The organism is Flavisphingopyxis soli (genome assembly GCF_007995095.1).
In the GTDB taxonomy this organism is placed as follows: Bacteria; Pseudomonadota; Alphaproteobacteria; order Sphingomonadales; family Sphingomonadaceae; genus Flavisphingopyxis; species Flavisphingopyxis soli.
The window spans coordinates 877,858-893,768 of the sequence record NZ_VOPY01000001.1 but is presented as its reverse complement, the minus strand read 5'-3'; the positions used below and the strand labels follow the sequence as shown (position 1 = coordinate 893,768).

19 protein-coding genes are annotated in these 15,911 nt (G+C 63.8%); 1 reads left to right on the top strand and 18 read right to left on the bottom strand.

The window, feature by feature from the left end:
* Nucleotides 1–11 precede the first annotated feature (11 nt).
* Entirely contained in the window at nucleotides 12–296 is a 285-nt protein-coding gene (locus FSZ31_RS04430) for a hypothetical protein (RefSeq protein WP_147121810.1), read from the bottom strand.
* The gene (locus FSZ31_RS04425) at nucleotides 293–4,129 is read right to left on the bottom strand and encodes a phage tail protein (protein WP_161595943.1); all 3,837 of its coding nucleotides are present in this window, start codon (nucleotides 4,127–4,129) and stop codon (nucleotides 293–295) included. Before FSZ31_RS04425 ends, FSZ31_RS04430 begins: the two co-directional genes overlap by 4 nt.
* On the opposite strand from FSZ31_RS04425, the gene FSZ31_RS12795 reads away from it, so the two are divergent.
* Nucleotides 4,106–4,396 (top strand): hypothetical protein, encoded by a 291-nt coding sequence (locus tag FSZ31_RS12795; protein WP_161595942.1) that lies wholly within the window; start codon nucleotides 4,106–4,108, stop codon nucleotides 4,394–4,396. The genes FSZ31_RS04425 and FSZ31_RS12795 overlap by 24 nt on opposite strands.
* A 4-nt stretch (nucleotides 4,397–4,400) precedes the next feature.
* Here FSZ31_RS12795 and FSZ31_RS04420 read toward each other — a convergent pair whose 3' ends face one another.
* From FSZ31_RS04420 to FSZ31_RS04350, 16 genes are all read right to left on the bottom strand, one after another.
* A complete protein-coding gene (locus tag FSZ31_RS04420) occupies nucleotides 4,401–4,802 on the bottom strand; it encodes a DUF6950 family protein (protein WP_147121808.1) in 402 nt (133 codons plus the stop codon).
* Entirely contained in the window at nucleotides 4,799–5,449 is a 651-nt protein-coding gene (locus tag FSZ31_RS04415) for a hypothetical protein (RefSeq protein ID WP_147121807.1), read from the bottom strand. The genes FSZ31_RS04420 and FSZ31_RS04415 overlap by 4 nt, the downstream gene beginning before the upstream one ends.
* Nucleotides 5,446–6,144, bottom strand: a complete 699-nt coding sequence (locus tag FSZ31_RS04410) for a hypothetical protein (RefSeq protein ID WP_147121806.1) — start codon at nucleotides 6,142–6,144, stop codon at nucleotides 5,446–5,448. The genes FSZ31_RS04415 and FSZ31_RS04410 overlap by 4 nt, the downstream gene beginning before the upstream one ends.
* On the bottom strand, nucleotides 6,144–9,152 hold the full coding sequence (locus FSZ31_RS04405) for a hypothetical protein (RefSeq protein ID WP_147121805.1): 3,009 nt from the start codon (nucleotides 9,150–9,152) through the stop codon (nucleotides 6,144–6,146). Before FSZ31_RS04405 ends, FSZ31_RS04410 begins: the two co-directional genes overlap by 1 nt.
* A gap of 14 nt (nucleotides 9,153–9,166) precedes the next feature.
* The gene (locus FSZ31_RS12790) at nucleotides 9,167–9,322 is read right to left on the bottom strand and encodes a hypothetical protein (RefSeq protein ID WP_161595941.1); all 156 of its coding nucleotides are present in this window, start codon (nucleotides 9,320–9,322) and stop codon (nucleotides 9,167–9,169) included.
* A gap of 98 nt (nucleotides 9,323–9,420) precedes the next feature.
* Complete coding sequence (locus tag FSZ31_RS04400; RefSeq protein WP_147121804.1) at nucleotides 9,421–9,861, bottom strand: hypothetical protein; 441 nt, start codon at nucleotides 9,859–9,861, stop codon at nucleotides 9,421–9,423.
* Complete coding sequence (locus FSZ31_RS04395; RefSeq protein ID WP_147121803.1) at nucleotides 9,861–10,301, bottom strand: phage tail protein; 441 nt, start codon at nucleotides 10,299–10,301, stop codon at nucleotides 9,861–9,863. The genes FSZ31_RS04400 and FSZ31_RS04395 overlap by 1 nt, the downstream gene beginning before the upstream one ends.
* 12 nt (nucleotides 10,302–10,313) lie before the next feature.
* On the bottom strand, nucleotides 10,314–10,733 hold the full coding sequence (locus FSZ31_RS04390; RefSeq protein WP_147121802.1) for a hypothetical protein: 420 nt from the start codon (nucleotides 10,731–10,733) through the stop codon (nucleotides 10,314–10,316).
* A gap of 1 nt (nucleotide 10,734) precedes the next feature.
* A complete protein-coding gene (locus FSZ31_RS04385) occupies nucleotides 10,735–11,133 on the bottom strand; it encodes an HK97-gp10 family putative phage morphogenesis protein (protein ID WP_147121801.1) in 399 nt (132 codons plus the stop codon).
* Entirely contained in the window at nucleotides 11,133–11,432 is a 300-nt protein-coding gene (locus FSZ31_RS04380) for a hypothetical protein (protein ID WP_147121800.1), read from the bottom strand. Before FSZ31_RS04380 ends, FSZ31_RS04385 begins: the two co-directional genes overlap by 1 nt.
* A complete protein-coding gene (locus FSZ31_RS04375) occupies nucleotides 11,429–11,755 on the bottom strand; it encodes a phage head completion protein (protein WP_147121799.1) in 327 nt (108 codons plus the stop codon). Before FSZ31_RS04375 ends, FSZ31_RS04380 begins: the two co-directional genes overlap by 4 nt.
* Nucleotides 11,756–11,759: 4 nt before the next feature.
* Nucleotides 11,760–12,326 (bottom strand): head-tail connector protein, encoded by a 567-nt coding sequence (locus tag FSZ31_RS04370; RefSeq protein ID WP_147121798.1) that lies wholly within the window; start codon nucleotides 12,324–12,326, stop codon nucleotides 11,760–11,762.
* 21 nt (nucleotides 12,327–12,347) lie between these two features.
* On the bottom strand, nucleotides 12,348–12,560 hold the full coding sequence (locus FSZ31_RS04365) for a hypothetical protein (protein WP_147121797.1): 213 nt from the start codon (nucleotides 12,558–12,560) through the stop codon (nucleotides 12,348–12,350).
* Nucleotides 12,561–12,649: 89 nt separating this feature from the next.
* Nucleotides 12,650–14,002, bottom strand: a complete 1,353-nt coding sequence (locus FSZ31_RS04360; RefSeq protein WP_147121796.1) for a phage major capsid protein — start codon at nucleotides 14,000–14,002, stop codon at nucleotides 12,650–12,652.
* Nucleotides 14,003–14,016: 14 nt separating this feature from the next.
* Nucleotides 14,017–14,712, bottom strand: coding sequence for an HK97 family phage prohead protease (locus FSZ31_RS04355; protein WP_147121795.1), 696 nt, complete (start codon nucleotides 14,710–14,712; stop codon nucleotides 14,017–14,019).
* On the bottom strand, nucleotides 14,705–15,910 hold the full coding sequence (locus tag FSZ31_RS04350) for a phage portal protein (RefSeq protein WP_161595940.1): 1,206 nt from the start codon (nucleotides 15,908–15,910) through the stop codon (nucleotides 14,705–14,707). The genes FSZ31_RS04355 and FSZ31_RS04350 overlap by 8 nt, the downstream gene beginning before the upstream one ends.
* Between the last annotated feature and the right edge of the window lies 1 nt (nucleotide 15,911).

Below are 15,911 nucleotides of genomic sequence, written 5' to 3'. Positions count from 1 at the left end.
GCTTCTTCGATTTATGGGCGTGGCGTGGCATCGGTTGCCGCCATCAGGTTTTCGACTTTGGCTTCGAGTTCTTCGATGCGTGCCAGCATCGCGTCATGATCGCGGGCGGCGACGCGGCGCTCTCGAGCCGCGCGGCGCTTCGGGCATTTGGTCCACTTCTTTTTCACCGGATCGAGAACATGATCTTCGCTCGGCATGGTCTTGCCGCTGCAAATGACCGTCCAGCCCTCGTAACCGTCGAGATTCCCGACGACCTGAATCTCCCCGGTTTCGGGGCATTGGATCGTGTGGGTCATCCCTGCGCGCTCGCTTCGCCGGTGATGTTGATCGATTTGCTCGCCCCGCCGGTAATACGGGCCATCAGCCGGAACTTCTGCGATGTCCCGGCGGTCAGCCCGGTCTTGGTCGCGTTGCACGTCACCGATCCGGTGTTCCAGTTGGTGTACAACCCCGATCCGGCGTCGTAATCGACGGTCGGGTCAGGGCTGGAATTGACCTCGGTAGCGACATCGGCCCATGCGGTGCCGTTCCACCACTGCCACTTGAACGCGCAATCCCAGGTGCCGGATGGTGATGACTTGGCCCCCTTGAGCGTCAGGTTTGCGGCGGTCAGAGCAACCGATGTGCCGCCCGTCGTGACAGTCAGATCGCCGGTGACAGCCGCTGCCGTCGTGGTAGAAAACGTGATAAACGTCGTTGCGCTTGCGAGCGTGCCGCCAGTTCCGCCACCGCCAGGCGAACCTGCGCTGGCAGTTTTCTTGGCTACCTTGACTGTGAAAGGGTAGCTGCGCCCGCCATAGGCCGCCGTGATAAGCAGGACGGCCTCATTGCTCCCGAATGTCGGTATCGACAGCGCCCCGCTGCCCGTGCCGCTCATGCTCGCCGTGATAGTCCCGGTGATGACCGCAACTGCCCACGTGACGCCGCTGGTGTATGCCGACCCGTTCGATGGGGTCAGCTTGTATATCTGCGAAACCGGCAATTCGGTCGTCGAGCCGTCCGAGGCATACTGGACTTCGATCGCTGCCGGACCATCCGTAATCGTCTTGTTTACGTCGGCGTAGGTTTCTGGCTTGGTCGTGCCAGTGACCGCGGAAAAATCCGAACTGGTCGCGGTAGCGGCCTGGCCGTAGATCGTCGCGGCCTGACCCTGCGCGGTAACGAGGCCCGCGTTCGTGCCGCGCGTCACGCCGTCCTCGAGCAACAGATTGCCGCCCGCGCCGAGCCGCGCGCCGACCGTGGCGATCAGGCGCCGGAGATAGCCAGCCGGATCGTCTCCCTGCCAAACGACTGGACGCGTATATTCTGCGCGATGACCGTCAGTCGGATTCCAAGGAAAAAAGCGCATCCCTGCTTTTGTGGCGGCGGCGTCATGCTTAAACTCTGTGCCGGAGAGAAGTTTTGCTCCGGTCGCGGGGTCATAGATGCCAGTGACGCCCGAATAGCTGCCCGCATAAGCAGAGCCATGAACAAGCCCGATCCATAAATACCACTTATCGGCAACAACGCCCGAGCCGAACGACGATGCTCCATTGGGGAAGCGGATAGAGTCGAAGAAATACGGGTTGCCGTCAGTCACGCCGGCCAAGGTTTTAACGCCCGTTCCGACAGTATCTAATGCGGGTCCGAAATATCCATACGTCTCTTGACCAGCGTTATTGGCGGCGGGGTTCCGATAAAAGAAAGCCGATAGGAGCGGTTTCTTTGGGTCGAACCCGTCCTCGCCATCGACAAAGGCTCCGGTCGTTCCGCCCGCCGAGTAGGAGCCGCCGCTAACCTGGACACTACGCAATATGGTTTCGGTCGCGCCATCCGGCCCGATCGCGCTGACAAACGAGTTAAAGGATGCCCATGAGGGGTGATAAAATTGATCGCCGCTGGCCGCATGAGTCGCACCAATTCTCCAATTTGCCATATCGAGCAAGTTGTCGAACATTCGGGAGAGTGGGCGGCCGGTAATCTCGACGCCCCATGCGGCCGATGATTTCGTCGCGAACGTGCCTTGAGCGTATATCGTCGCGGCCTGGCCTTGAGACGTGACAACCGCCGCCTCGGTAACGGCAGTGGAGCCGTCGGCGCGAAACAGGAGGGTTAGCTTTCGATCGGTGATCCGCGATAGAGTGTCCAGGTTGCCCGACCCGTTGAGATATTGGGTGCGCGCGGTAACGGTTCCAGGCGTGATCGTCGTGTCTGTGACCCAGGGCGATTGCCCGAACACGGTCGCAGCCTGCCCAACCGATGTGACAACCAGCGCATCGGTCGCCCGCGTTGCCCCGTCGTCGCGATAGACCTGCCCCGTCGCGCCGAACTTGACCGAAACCGTAGCATCCACATCGGTCAGGCCCGCGCGCGTAAGCCGCACGACGCCGACGCCATTGGGTTGCAGGCCGATCCTGAAATTATCGAGTATCTTGCCGTTGCCGGTTCCGATGCCGGAAATCGCGCCGGTCGTGGTGGATACGCCGATGTTGGTGTTGATCAGCCCATCGTCCGCCTTGGCTGGGGGAAGCTTGCCGGTCACGCGACCGTCGGTGAGCGAGATATCACCCCCGATATCGTCAAAGGCGGGTGCCAACGCTCCGGTGGTCAATGGCCCGAGGATAAGCCGCGGCCCCGGCTCGCCGGCTACGACATAACTGACCGCAACCTGGTAATCCTCGCCGCTTGTCACGCCTGGAATTGTCCGCCGCGTCGTGCTGCGCGGAGATAGACCTGCATCGTTCCATTCGACGACGCCCACCTTGCGGTATTCGAACTTGATCGCGCTCGCGTAGAAATTGTCCGCTTCGCCAACTATGACCAGCGCGGGCTGGGTGACGCCGTTTGCGGACACCTCCCCGGCATTGAGTGCCCACGAACCCGGCGATGGCGCGGCAAGGACCGGAGGAACGGCATTGTCGTTCGCTACCGACCCGGGGTTGATCTCGTCGACCGCTGGATTCCAGTCGTAAATGCTGGACGAGATCTGGCGCAGCGCCAGCTTCATCTGCCACTTGTCGGTACGCGCATAGGAATCGATCCGGAACACGACGCGAGCGCCGCCGAAATGCCGTGCCGAGGTCCAGCCGATCCAGTCACCCTCTTCCAACCCGACGAAGCGGGCAGGGAGTGGTATCTTGCCCGTTTTCAGCAGCCGTCCCAGTCGTCTCGCGATTTCGCCGCAACGCTGCGCCTGTGTGTTCGAAGTCACGAGATCGAGCGGCAGCGGATACTCTCTTGGCCCGCCGTCTTCGATGACGTCCGCGTAAACCCGCCGGATCGGCGCGGTGTGCACCGCCCATTTCTGGTCTGCCTCGACATAGCGCGGAACCACCATGTTCTTCCATTCGGGGTCTGCCTCGCCCCGGAAATGCTCGACCTCGACCTCTTCCAGGTTGAGCAGGTCGCGATCGGTTATCTCTGCAACCACCGCCTGCGCATGACCCGGCACGACTTCGATCGAACCTTCGGGCTGCGCGATCACGCCGCCCATCGCCGCTGCGAACTTCTCCTCGGCATCGAGGAAGCTTTCCTCTGCCCCGATCGTGCCGTTGACCGTGTAGCGCTTCTCGGTCCCACCGTTCTTCAGCGTGACCGGCTCATCGCACAGCGCGGCCCAAACCATCGTCCGCTCGGATGGCGCCTCGATTTCGTTGAGGCCGCGCCCGATCAACAGCTGGTCGGGCTGGTCGACGCGATCGAGCGCATAGATCCCGCGCTGGTAATTGTACCGGCAGACCGCCGCGTTATCGTCCCATTCCCACGTCGACGGGACCGTCCAGCGATGCGCGCCCGCGCCGCCAGGCTGCGTGCTGTCCTTGGCGGGGTTGTAGAGCTTCTTGCCCTTCATCCGGAACAGGATGCGCGGACGCTGCCCCGACCAGGTCGGGTTCTCGACCTCTGCCTCATCCGCCTTGTACGCGACGACCGCACAGGAAACCCCGGCGCAATTGCTGGTGTTGGTCCACCCCGGCCCGTTCGCCGTGACGATGGAGGGCCACGTCTGCGTTTCCGTGCCCGGCAACCACCACACCGACAGCTGCCCGTTATAGCCGGCAACGGTCCCGTCACCCGCAAACGCCACATACTTGTCGTTGACGTAGATGCCCTCGAGCGACTCGCATTCGTGATCGGCCAGCGCATAGAGCACGACCTCCCAGTCGGTCCCGTATTGACCGCCATAGTTGAATGCATCGAGCAATCCGCCGCCGGTCGCCGCCTCGCCGAACAGGACCGTGCGCGGATGCTCGCCCAGCGACAGGCTGGTTTCCTGCGCCTGGCGTTCCTGTGTCTTTTGGGCGTTCCCCGACGGCTTGATCAGTGCCGATGCGGCCATCATCACGCCGTTGACGATCAGCGCCGGGTTGCCGGTTATTACGCCGACCACGATCATCGCCGCCGAAGCGACGAGCGTTAGGACCTTACTCATGGCGCGCCTCGGGCGCTGCGCGCCACGCCATCGTCATCATCGATCGCGGCACGCGGCGTGTTCCGCCCTCGCATGGCCCCGCCAGCGTCATCCCCTCGATCACCAGCAATGCAATGCCGAGATCCGGATCGGGGCAGCCGGCGATATCCCCGCGCATTGCCTGTCCCGGTGCGATCCGTTCGAATATCGCGTCTGTCGCCGCTTCAACGCCGCCAACGCGCTTCAGGACGCGCGCTGCGCCTCGCGCCGTCGACCATCGATGACCGATATCCGGCGCACGACCGAACTGCGCGCGGACTGCGCCCAGCGCGAAAAGGACACAGCAATTGCCGTCCCAGTCGAACGGCTTCGACTGTTCGAGATAGGCGCCCAGCGCCGCGAGGTCGCGCATCATAAGCGGTTGACGATCTTGCCCACGTCTCGAGCGAGCGACCCTGTTCCCGTTACGGCCCCGCCATTGACCACCCCCGATGCGGTGACCGGCCTCTTCCCGCCCCAATAGAGCTGCTTTTCGCCAGCATAGCTCACCAGCCGCATGCCCCCGTCGGTCGCCTTGATCAAACGCTGGTCGGCATCGGTGCGCATCCGGCCCGTGCGGCGCCCCAGCCCCCTGCCCGGGCTCTCCACCAACGCACTGATCGTCGCCTCGCCGCCCGACGTCTCGTTGACCGGCAAACGGTCCAGCCGCCCGCGCTGGTGCACCTTCGCATCGAGCAGCTGCGTCCCCGACCCGTCGAAGATCAGGGTCCAGAATGCCACGCCTGCCCCGCGCACCTCGTCCGCATCGAGCAGCTCGAGCACGTCTGGTTCTATCCCGCTCAGTGTCAGCGTCAAATTCTGCGCCGACCCGCCCAGCGACGCCCCGCCAACCAGCGCCAGCGCGCGGTCGCCCAGGGGCTGGTATGCATTGCCGTTCAGCGTCAGCACCCCGTGCCCGCCCCACACGCGGATTACCGGGCTGCACGCGATGTCCACCGCGCCGCTGACGATCGCCGTCCCGTCCTCGAGCGCGGCGATCGCCGCTGGGCTGTAAAGCTTCACGGCCTCAGGTCCTCGATCGCGCTGATCGTCCCGCCTTCGATCTTCATCATCGTTCCCAGCGCGCCAAGGCTGCTCTCGCCGCTCAGCAGCTTCATCCTGCACGCCGGTGTGTCGAGATAAGCGACCGCTCCGGCCGGCACGACCAACGTATCGATCGGGGGCTCGACGATCGCCGATGCCACCCCCGCGCCGCTGCCCACCGTGGCCACCACCACCCGCGCCAGCGCCCGGCGATCATACGACCCTGCGGACGATCCCGCCGCATCCCATTTCAGGCCGATATAATCGTTCAGTGACAGGGCAAAATTTGCTGGCAACCCCGATAGCGTGATCGCGGCATCGCCATTGGCGTCGATCGCCTGCGACCAACCCGAACATGCCCCCGTGAACGCGCCCCCGCCCGCCTTCACCATTCCGCCGAAACCGCCAGGATAGGCGGCCGGGAATGCGCGCGACCGGTCATGGGTCAGGAACGCGCGCTGCCCGCCCCGCAACCGTGCGAAGAACGCGCGAAGATTCTCTGCCGCTGCCGGCTCCAGGTTCGCGTTGAAACCCCATTTGGCCTTCCACAATGGCCGACCCAGCGTGACGCCCCCGACCCGGCCGCTGCGCTCTCCCGACATCGCGTCGAACCGTTCGGGTTCGAATTCCTGCGCCGTTGTTCCCGCGACTGGCATGGTCAGCAGCAACGCCATCAGCCCGCCCGCCCGTGCGTTCGCACCTGCATGTCGATTGCCCGCATCGCGCCCTGCTCGGCGATCCCCGGCGAGGCTGCCCTCACGACCCGCACCGATCCGCTTTCGATCCGCGCATCCAGCATCTCGTCCATCAGGCGGATCTCGACCACGCCGCCACCGCCATCGTTCGCTGGCTGGCCGCGCCGCACGTCCATGATCTCGCCCGAACTGACCGACGCGACCGGGTTGCCGTTCAGGCTCAGCGTATTGCGGTCGATCCCCGGAAATCCCTTGATCCGGAACGACCCGCCGCTGGCAAAGCCCGGCCGCGAGTTGTTCATTCCGGCCAATAGCGACGAGGGGTTGCTGCCTCCCGTGTTCATCCCCGCTCCACTGCTGGATACGGCACCGAAAATCGAGGTCGCAACTCCGAAGAGCGTACCGAGGATTCCGCCACCGCCCGAACTGCCGCTGGACGCTCGCGACAGCATCGATGCCAGGCCATCTGCCAACCGGTTCAACACGTTATTGAGTGCATTGAACATGCTTTCCTTCAGCCATGTCTTGAAAAAATCGCCCAGATTGCCGTCGAACGCCGCACGGAAACCGGCCTTTATGGTGTCGCGGAATGTTCCCTGGATGTAGGCCCGTTCCCGATCGAGGCCCTCTCGCGTCGCCTGGGCGACGGCATCGGACTCCGACAACTTGCCGTCGCGCATCAGCTCCGCGACGCGGTCCCTCCGGCGAAGGTCGGCCTCCATTGCTGCAATGCGGTTCGGATCGTCGCCACGCAGCCGGGCCAGTTCGATCTGGCGTTCACGCTCCTGATCGGCAAGCCGACGCGCGACAATCTCGGCACGGGCTTCTTCCAGGTGTGCCAGCGCGCTCTGCGCGAGCAATTGGGCGTCGACCAGGTCCTTGCCCTGTTGCTGGTAGAACAGGATCTTTTTCTCGATGAACTCTTCGTCCTCGAGCGCGCGCTGGTGAGCATAATCACCCCGCATCTCGGCCAGCTGGATGTCCAGGGCGCGCTCTTCCTGCGCGATCGCTTTGGCATTGGCCACTGCGCGCGCCTGGTCGATCTCGGCCATGTCCTTCTGCGCCGCCAGCCGTGCCTGGTCGAGGGCAAGCCCCGCGCGCTTGTACTGGTCGATCCGGCCATTGAGGTCCACCTGCCGCTGGATCGCCCGCTCGGCTTCGAACTCGCCACGCTCGCGCGCGACCGCGAGCGCTTGCGACAGGCGGATTTCCTCGCGCTGCGCCGCCAGTTCTGCTTGCGTTGGCCCCGTATGCGCGCGCCCTCGCGCCGTCCGCGATTTTTTGGGTGTTCCGGGCAGGGCATAGTCCTTTCCGTCCCCCGAGAACGCCCGCCCACCTTTTCCACCGGTGCGAGCCTTTATCTCAGCGAGGAATTCGGCTTGCGTTTGCGGTTTTTCGATGATGGGTTTACCCGCCTCGCCTTCATATCCGAGGAGCGCCCCGATCAGGCCGAGTGCATATGACAAGGTGGGCAACAGTCCCTTGATCTTGTTCGAAATCGAAATGACGGCCCGCGCGACAGCGTTCTTCGCCTTTTCCCAGGCGGTCTCCCACTTACCTTCGATCAGCAACGAAATGACATCGACGCTGTCCGCGACATAGTCGGTCAATATCCCCAGCAGATCGATGATCCCCTGGATCGCCGTGATGACCTCCAGCCCGCCGAGGCGGATCAACCAGTAGATCACGTCGCCGATCAGCCCGATCAGCTCGCCAAACAACTGCCCGATCTTGCTCGCCGCGAGCAGGTCGAAGGCGCGTCCGACCGATTCGAACAGTCGGCCCACCTTGCCCATCAACGCCTGCAGGGGAGGTCCGAGCGCCTTCTGCGCCTGCGCCCAGGCATCACCAAACGCCTTGACGATCTTGTCGCCGAATAGGGAAATCAACGTGATTGCCAGCCCGACAGGACCTAGAAAACGGAGGAACAGCGGCGCAATCCGCCCCAACACTGCTCCGATGACCTCCCAGCTCAACGCGAATTTGCTGAGCAGGACGAACGCCGTGCCGAGTGGGTTGAGCACCGCGCTTATAGCCAGGAACACGCCCCCCATCCTTACCAGCAACAGCGGTAGGACGAGTTTCGCCAGCGTCGAAAGCACCAGCATCGCAGGCCCTACCGCCACCGCCATGACTGCAAAATTGAATGCCAGATCCTTGACCGGCTGGGGCAGCTGCGACAGCCACTGGACCGCGCCCTGTGCCCAGCCGACGAAACGCTCTGCGATCGGCAATAGCTTCTGCCCGATTTCTTCGGTGAGCTCTTGGACGTTCGAACGGAGGGCACGTACGCGGTTGGCGAAACTGTCCGACGTCCGCTCGACATCGCCTTGCGCCACCGACAGCCCGTCGGCGATCAACGCGGCGCGCGACATGATCTTGCCTTGCTCGTTGAGCTCCTGCCCAACCTTGATCAGCCCCAGCTCGAGCCCCTTCGCCTTCACCTCTGCTTCCGATAGGAACACGCCAAACCGCCGCAACGGCTCCGCCTCGCCCGTCAGGCCAGCGCGAATTCGCTCCATCGCCTCATCCGGGCTGACATTGAAGAACGACGATGCATCCTGCGCAAGCTGCGCGAAGCTTTGCGACATGCTCGCCGCGGCTTCCTCTGTCGGTGCGGCCTGCTGCAGCAAGGGCCCGAACGCGAGCGCGAACTGCTTCATCTCCGTCGTTGACCGACCCAGCGTGTCACCGGTGGTCACGGCCCAGGCATTCATCGAATCCGCCATTCGGCCGAACGTGTAATCGTACGCCGACTGCAATTCCTGCGCATCCGAAGCAGCCTTGATGCTGAAGCCCCCCAGCGCCGCCAGCGGTGCGCTGATCCCCAGCGTCATTCGCTGGCCTGCCGATACCCAGGCATCCGCTACCCCGCCCGCGAACGCGCGCAACTTGCCGAATGCACCCTCGACATGCGCCGTCCCGCGGTCGAAATCGGTCAGGTCCCAACGTAGCGCGGCGTTGAGCGTGGCGATGCTGCCGGCCATTGCGAATTCCTGTCCTATTTCTGGTTTGCGTTGACCTGGTTGAGCGCCAAGCCCCACATCCGCGCATTGCGCGATGCCTCCGCCGGATCGTCGGCAGGCTGCTCGACAGCCTGCTTGTCTCCCGTCAGGCTATCGAGTGTCGGATAGTGATTGGGGTCGATCTGCGACAACAGCCCGGCGAACCATGCGCCCGTCAGGTGGAACCGTATTTCCCCTTCGATCCGCGCATTGACCCCGCGCAGCGCTAGGATCGTCGATCGCGGCGTCGCTATCCAGAACGCGTCTGGCGCGAACCCGCCCTGGCACCAGCGTTCGAAGATTTCTTCCCAGTCCCACCCGGCGCTTTCCGCTTCTGCGCGTTTCCCACCGCGCTCGCCGTTGCCGCGCCGCTCGTCGGCATTTGCGCGCCCTGCATCGCCTCGAGCACCGCGTTGCGAAAGCCCGCATCGCCGCTGAAGAACATGCCCAGAACGTCGTCTTCGCTGATATCAGGATGGTTCTGGCGCAGGCCACCGCACACCACCGCCGCCATGTGCGCCAGCTTGGGATTGCGCCCATTTTCCAGCGCCACGCGAAGCTCCTCGACGACATCGAGGATCGAATAGCCGAGGATGTTCTCCGCCTCGATCCAGACGCGGTTATTGAGGACCAGGAGATAATCCTGGCCCTCGTAAGTAAACCGCGCGCTGCCTTCCAACGCGTTGCCCATTATACGCTCGCCGCCTGGCTAAGCGGACCGGGCTGGCCGGTCAGCGTCGCCTTGCGGATACCGCCGAGCGGAGCATCGTCGGGCTCGTAGGACGTCAGGAACATCGATGCGGTGTTGTCCTGCGTCGTCCCGTCTTCCTCGACCGTCACAATCTTGAACGGACGCTTCTCGCGGCTGGCCAGATGCTCGAGGATCAGCGTGTCGGTCGCGCTGCCGGGCTCATACTTGATCGTTGCCTTGAGCTCGCCGACATCGCCGTGGCCGGGAATATAGGTCTTGACCTTGCCACTGTCGTGATCGGTCGATTCCTCCTTCGCGATCGACAGATTGGGCCGGTTGACGCTCATCAGCCCCTTGAGCTTGGTCAGCAGGGGCGTCGGTGCGCCGCTCGTGAGCCACAGCTCGGTTCCGTCCGCCAGGACGCCATCGCCTTCAGCCATGATAATTCTCCTTTATTGTGTTGGGGTAGTGGGCACGAAGAAATCGAGAACGGTGCGAAATACCTTGATGTTGCCGCCGATGTCCTCGGGCGGCATGTCGCGTTCGAACTGCAGCTTGCCGCGGTGGAAGCGCGTCGCGCCGACAACCTGCGCCATCTCGATGACCCCGATGATCGCGCGCGACATCCGCTTCGCCGAACCGTAGCTTAATCCAAAGCACTCGAACCGCACGCGCCGCTGCTGCAGGCCGCTCGGGCCCGCCTGGTCGTAGTCGCGCCCCGGTGAGACGATCGACAGGACGCATGCCGGAAACGAAGCGTTGGCATCCGATCGCCGCTCGATCCAGTCGACCGTCGGGCGCCCGTCATATTCCCCCGCCACCGCGGCTATCGCCGGGGCTGCGCGCAGTCGTGCAATCAGGTCCTCTTCCATGTCAGACCGCGGTCATGATCGTCTGGCCGACGCCTGCGCCGAGCACTTCGAACACCAGCGCCTCGTTGGCATCGATCGCCGGCAGCAGGAACGGCTCGGCACGCATCTTGACTGTCCCCATCTCCACGAACCAGGCATAGAACTGGCTCGATGTCAGCGGACCGACGAACGCCGCCCTGCCGTCGAAATACGCCTCGCCACCATCCGGCAGCGTCAGGCTGACCACGATGCTGTCGCGCAAGTCACCGCTTTCGACGGGCGCCAGGCTCCGGGCATCCTCTGCGACGGGCTCTAACGCCGCCAGCGCGCTTTCACCGACGCTGTCGTCGTTCACCGCCGCGCCGACGGTCCTGATATTGGCGATCGCCTCCTCGATCCCGCTCAGCGAGAAATCGAGCATCAGCCTGCCTGCTGAACCCCAAGGGTCGCTTCGATCGTCGCAATCATGTCGGCCTTGATGACCCGGCCATCCTTGCCCGTGCCTTCTCCCTCGGAAGGGAGGAGGATCGTGCGCTTGGCCGCGAATTCCTGGAGCTCGGCGACATCCATCTTGGCAAGATCGACCGGCGACGTCGCGTCCTCGACATAGCCGAACGCGATGTCGGCTTCGGGCTGCGGATGCTCATATTCGTCGCCCACCGCCTTCGCGTAGCGGGCGCCGAAAACATTGCCGTGCGGCTTCAATGTCCGGACCTTCATAAAGCTCTCCTCTGTGCGGTAAAATCCATGTCTTCGCGCTTCCACGGTACCGCGCTGGTGATGTCCCAGACCGCGCCGTCGAAATAGATGACGTGTTTCGTCGTGATGGATCTCGTCATCGCGTTCTGCAGCGTGCGGAATGTCGCTGGCAGGTCATTGCCCTCGATACCCGCCTCGCGCCTTTCCGAACCCGTGCCATAGGTGATCTTGGCCCATTCGCGCCCGACCTCGGCAAATCCAGTCCCCACGGGCTCGCCGAAGTCGTTCTCTGCGCTTGTCACCGCCTGGAACACGATCAGTCGGTCCCGCTCTCCCGCATCCATGGCGTCAGCCGATCACCGGCGTGCGAAACGCCGCCAACAGGGCCGTGACGCCGAACGGCACCTCGGTCACCACCTGCCCCGAAATCGTCGCCTCGCGCTGCTTGAACAAATGCCCCGTCAACAGCTTCACTGCCGACAGTATCGCGGGCGGAATGTCGGCCGCGCTGGCGTATCCCGCCGTGAACGTCACCGTCACCGAACCGGCGCCGTTCAGGACCGACGGCCAGCTGCTCCCGATCGCCGGGTAAAGGTGCCCGGCCCTGAACTGCCAGTCGGCCGGATCCATCGCGACAGCCGCCCCGCTGGTGTCGAACGTCGTGATCGCCGTCACGTCGGTCGCGGGAGCATACGGCAACCGGAACCGCGCCGGGAACCCGTCACCCGAATAGGTGAACGCCCGCGCCGACAGCGAGATCGCGCAGTACCGCTCGACCCAGTCGATCGCCGCATCGCGCAACGCCGCGATCAACGCGTCCTCGTCACCGTTGAGGACACGCAGATGCGCCTTCGCATCGTCCAGCGGCAGGACGGCCTCACCGTCGAACGGCTCGCTCTGGAGAGTGAACGTCATGTCGTGACCGGCGCTGCCGCCTTAGACCGCCTTGTTGTCGGGCGTCGGGGCCTTCTTGTTGCCCGGCGTTTTCGCCTTCTTGGCGGCAGCAGGCTTCTTCTTTCCGCTGTCGACCGGCGCGAGAATACCAGCATCGACCAGGTGCGCGACCACGCTCGGCTCGGCCGTGCGGGTGTCGCCCTCGGAATACTGCTTGTCGCCGCGGTGTTCGCGCAGCACCTTGAATTTCGCCATGATCAATCTCCCTTCTCGAACCGGCGCGACCGCGCGAGTTCGAGAAAAGGCGGGGCCGAAGCCCCGCCCGATCGAGTTAGCTATGTCGTTTAGACAATGCGGCCGAAGTCGCCGTAGATCAGCGCAGCCGGCGTGCGCGCGGCCAGCGCAAGGCGCTCTTCGGCGCGCATCGTGTACATGTTCTTCTCGAAGTCGTCTGCATTTTCGCTGGCGATCAGCACCTCGATGTCCATGCGATCGTACAGCCGCTGACGCTTGAAACCGCCAGAGAGGAACTTGTCCTCGGTCATCGCCGGAGTCGCAACCACCGGCTTGCCCCACAGCGTCGGACCGGCAAGACCCGTCGGGTTCGCGAAGATGTACGCGCCCTCGGTCGTCTTGGTCAGCTCGATGATCGCCCAGTCGATCGGGTTGAGCACGAAGCCGTCCGACGGATAGAGCGACAGCTCCGCCTGCAGTGCTGCCAACCGAAGCGTATCGATCTGCGTTTCCGCGGTAATCGCTCCGCCGGTCGGATCGGCATAGGCGGTCGCCTGCGGCACCAGGCCGTTCAGGTTTTCGCCCGTATTGTCGCCGAACAACAGCTGCGCTTCTTCGGTCAGCCTCAGGCCGAACCGCATTTCGCTGTCGACTTCGCCCTGCAGCTGGACGTCGTCGTCCACCGCCTGGCGTGTCAGCTTGGCGAGGTGAGCGATCGTCCGCACCGCAACCGACACCTTTTCCCAGGCGTAGTTCGAATACGGCTTGGCGGCGCTCTCGGCGACCGGCGCCGACTGGTTGTCGCGCACCGACTGGCGCATGTAATCGATCGACGACGAGCTGGTCGGAACGACATCGAGCAGGTCGCGAACGAAAAGGCCGCGGCGCGGCATCTGCACCGTCTCGCGATCGCGCATCGGCTCGACATCGGTGCTGGCCGACGTGATCGCCTTCATCAACAGCTTCATGCGACCGCCGCTGCCGCCCGATTTCATCGCCTTGTACTCGTCCGAACCGACGATCTGCTCGCCGTACGACTTCTGCCGCTCGGGCGTGCCGGGGCTGCGCGAAAGCTTCTGCTCGAGCGCATCATGCGTCGCGCGGATCGCTTCGACTTCGGTCAGCAACTTGTCGGCAGCGGCCTTGGCTTCCTTCGACAAATCCTCGCCGGCCTTCAGCCGTGCCTCAGCGCGGGTGGCGAATTCCTTGACGTCGTCGGTCGCCTTTTTCAGCGTGTCAGCCGCGGTCTTGAGATCCGCTTCGGTGGTCGGTGACGCGTCGCCGCCATCGTTCTTGCGGCCGAATTCACGAGCCGCGGGAAGGGCGAGGCCCGCCATCGCAAGCGACTTGAATCCGAGGCCTCCGACTGCTGCTGCGCCGGTCGCTGCCATCGCAACGTCGGGCGTGAAGATCATCGCGGCGACCGCGATGATCGCGATGATCATGTAACTGAGGTGTTTCATTTTACGCTCCAATTTCAGAGGGAAGGCAGCTGGAAATCAGCTACCGCACTGGTGAAGGCTTTCGCCGCACCACTGGCTGCCGCGCCCTCGGACTCGCTCCGGAGCAGGTGACCCAGGCCGCGATTGGCAACCGCTGCGGCCTGGGATTTGGAAAAGCCTGCCTCGCGCAGGTACTTTTCGAATTCGGGAAGTTCGGGCAGCTGGCCATGCGCCAGCTTCATCTTGACCGCTTCGATCCGCGCGTCGTCGCATGCGGGAAAGGTCACGAGCGATATCTCGACCAGGTCGAGCCGCTCGAGCGTGCGGATTTTCGTCTTTTCGTCGAAGCTCGATTCGCGGACCCAGTATCCGATCGACAGGCCGCTCACGATGCCGGCCTGCATCAGCTGCTGCGCTTCCTTGGCGCGGGCGACGCCGTCGATCAGCAGCCGTCCCGCGACCTTCAATCCGTGCCCGTCCTCGACGACTTCATCATAGGCGCCGATCGGCTCGCGCTCCATGTGCTGCCACAGGACCGGGATCTTGCGCCCCTTCGCCTGAAGCTCCTTCAAGCTGTCCGCAAACGCGCCTGGCGCCACGACCTCGTTATAGCTGTCGACGACACCGAAAACCGAACCGTATCCGGTGAAGGTGCCGTCCTCGGCCACGCCGTCCGCCTTCAGGTCGAGATCGAAGTCCCGCACTTTCAGCCTGCGCTTGGTGTCAAACATTGGTCGTCACTCCCTTGCCGGCATCGGTCAGTGGTACATTTTGCATCTGGATCCGCGCGACTTCGCCGCCTTCGATGGGGGGCAGGTTTTCCTTGGCGCGCACCTCGTTGACCGTCATCGCGCCGATGCCCGTCATTTCCTTGTAGAAAGTCGATCGCGCGGCCGTGTCGGCGCGCAGCAGCGACTCCAGGTTGAACTCCGCGAAGAACCGCTTGCGTTCCTCCGGCTTGAGCAATTGCCGCCCGATCGCCTTCTCGATGCGTTTCAGCCAGGGCCCGAGCGTGAACTTCTGAAACCCGAGCAGCTGCTGCTCGATCCCCGTCCCCCAGCTGGTCGACTTCTCGCTGTGCCCGATCATGAACGGAGGCACGCCGAAGAACCGGCAGATTTCCTCGATCGAGAATTTCCGGCTTTCCAGAAGCTGGGCGTCGTCCGCGTTCATCTGGACGGCCCCCCATTTGAATCCGCCTTCGAGAATGAACGGCCGGCCATGGTTGTCCGCGCCGGTGAAATGATCGGCGATGCGCTGCTTGACACTCTCGTACTGTTCCTCGTCGAGGAACTTGTCGTAATTGATCGTTCCGCTCGGACGCATCCCGTTGCGGAACATGCCCGCGGCAGATCGGTCTGCAGCGATGCCCAGGCCCAACGTCTCGCGTGCCGCTCCGAGCACCGACAATCCGCGCAGCGGTCCCCCGCCGAAACCCATGACATGGAACACGTCGTCTTCGGTTTTTTCGACCTCGGAACTCCCCTCGTGCCAGCGATACAGTCGCTGCCCGCGATCGCCACGGCCAACGGTGACGCGGCCCTTGATCGGTTCCAGCGCGACCAGTTGCCCCGAGGTCCCTCGATGCTTGAGCGCAAAGTGATCGCCAGCCAGCAACAGGCCGAGGACCATCTGTTCGAAATAGTCGACCGTAGTCTGGTCGGCATTCGGCGCATCGTGCAACACCGCATAGAGCGGATGCTCGCTTGCCGTGCGCCGCGTCCCGCCTTCGATCCGCTCGTACAGCGGCAAAGATAGCGACGCGATCGACGAGGCGAGGATGCGCGCGCAGGCGAAGAATGCCGCGAAGCGCATCGCCGTTTCCGCATCGACGCAAATATTCGCGCGCGACATGTCGCTCCCCATGCGCCCGGAGGCCGAAGCCACTTCGAACCCCGTGTCGGGGTATATACCTGTGAAGGCGAGCATG

What these genes read in the sequence shown, in the direction of transcription:
- FSZ31_RS04380 (WP_147121800.1), bottom strand. Translation starts at nt 11,432, where the DNA reads ATGAAGGTCCGGACATTGAAGCCGCACGGCAATGTTTTCGGCGCCCGC.
- FSZ31_RS04355 (WP_147121795.1), bottom strand. Translation starts at nt 14,712, where the DNA reads ATGTTTGACACCAAGCGCAGGCTGAAAGTGCGGGACTTCGATCTCGAC.
- FSZ31_RS04405 (WP_147121805.1), bottom strand. Translation starts at nt 9,152, where the DNA reads ATGGCCGGCAGCATCGCCACGCTCAACGCCGCGCTACGTTGGGACCTG.
- FSZ31_RS04395 (WP_147121803.1), bottom strand. Translation starts at nt 10,301, where the DNA reads ATGGCTGAAGGCGATGGCGTCCTGGCGGACGGAACCGAGCTGTGGCTC.
- FSZ31_RS04390 (WP_147121802.1), bottom strand. Translation starts at nt 10,733, where the DNA reads ATGGAAGAGGACCTGATTGCACGACTGCGCGCAGCCCCGGCGATAGCC.
- FSZ31_RS04420 (WP_147121808.1), bottom strand. Translation starts at nt 4,802, where the DNA reads ATGATGCGCGACCTCGCGGCGCTGGGCGCCTATCTCGAACAGTCGAAG.
- FSZ31_RS04430 (WP_147121810.1), bottom strand. Translation starts at nt 296, where the DNA reads ATGACCCACACGATCCAATGCCCCGAAACCGGGGAGATTCAGGTCGTC.
- FSZ31_RS04385 (WP_147121801.1), bottom strand. Translation starts at nt 11,133, where the DNA reads ATGCTCGATTTCTCGCTGAGCGGGATCGAGGAGGCGATCGCCAATATC.
- FSZ31_RS04360 (WP_147121796.1), bottom strand. Translation starts at nt 14,002, where the DNA reads ATGAAACACCTCAGTTACATGATCATCGCGATCATCGCGGTCGCCGCG.
- FSZ31_RS04400 (WP_147121804.1), bottom strand. Translation starts at nt 9,861, where the DNA reads ATGGGCAACGCGTTGGAAGGCAGCGCGCGGTTTACTTACGAGGGCCAG.
- FSZ31_RS04365 (WP_147121797.1), bottom strand. Translation starts at nt 12,560, where the DNA reads ATGGCGAAATTCAAGGTGCTGCGCGAACACCGCGGCGACAAGCAGTAT.
- FSZ31_RS04370 (WP_147121798.1), bottom strand. Translation starts at nt 12,326, where the DNA reads ATGACGTTCACTCTCCAGAGCGAGCCGTTCGACGGTGAGGCCGTCCTG.
- FSZ31_RS04350 (WP_161595940.1), bottom strand. Translation starts at nt 15,910, where the DNA reads ATGCTCGCCTTCACAGGTATATACCCCGACACGGGGTTCGAAGTGGCT.
- FSZ31_RS04410 (WP_147121806.1), bottom strand. Translation starts at nt 6,144, where the DNA reads ATGGCGTTGCTGCTGACCATGCCAGTCGCGGGAACAACGGCGCAGGAA.
- FSZ31_RS04375 (WP_147121799.1), bottom strand. Translation starts at nt 11,755, where the DNA reads ATGGATGCGGGAGAGCGGGACCGACTGATCGTGTTCCAGGCGGTGACA.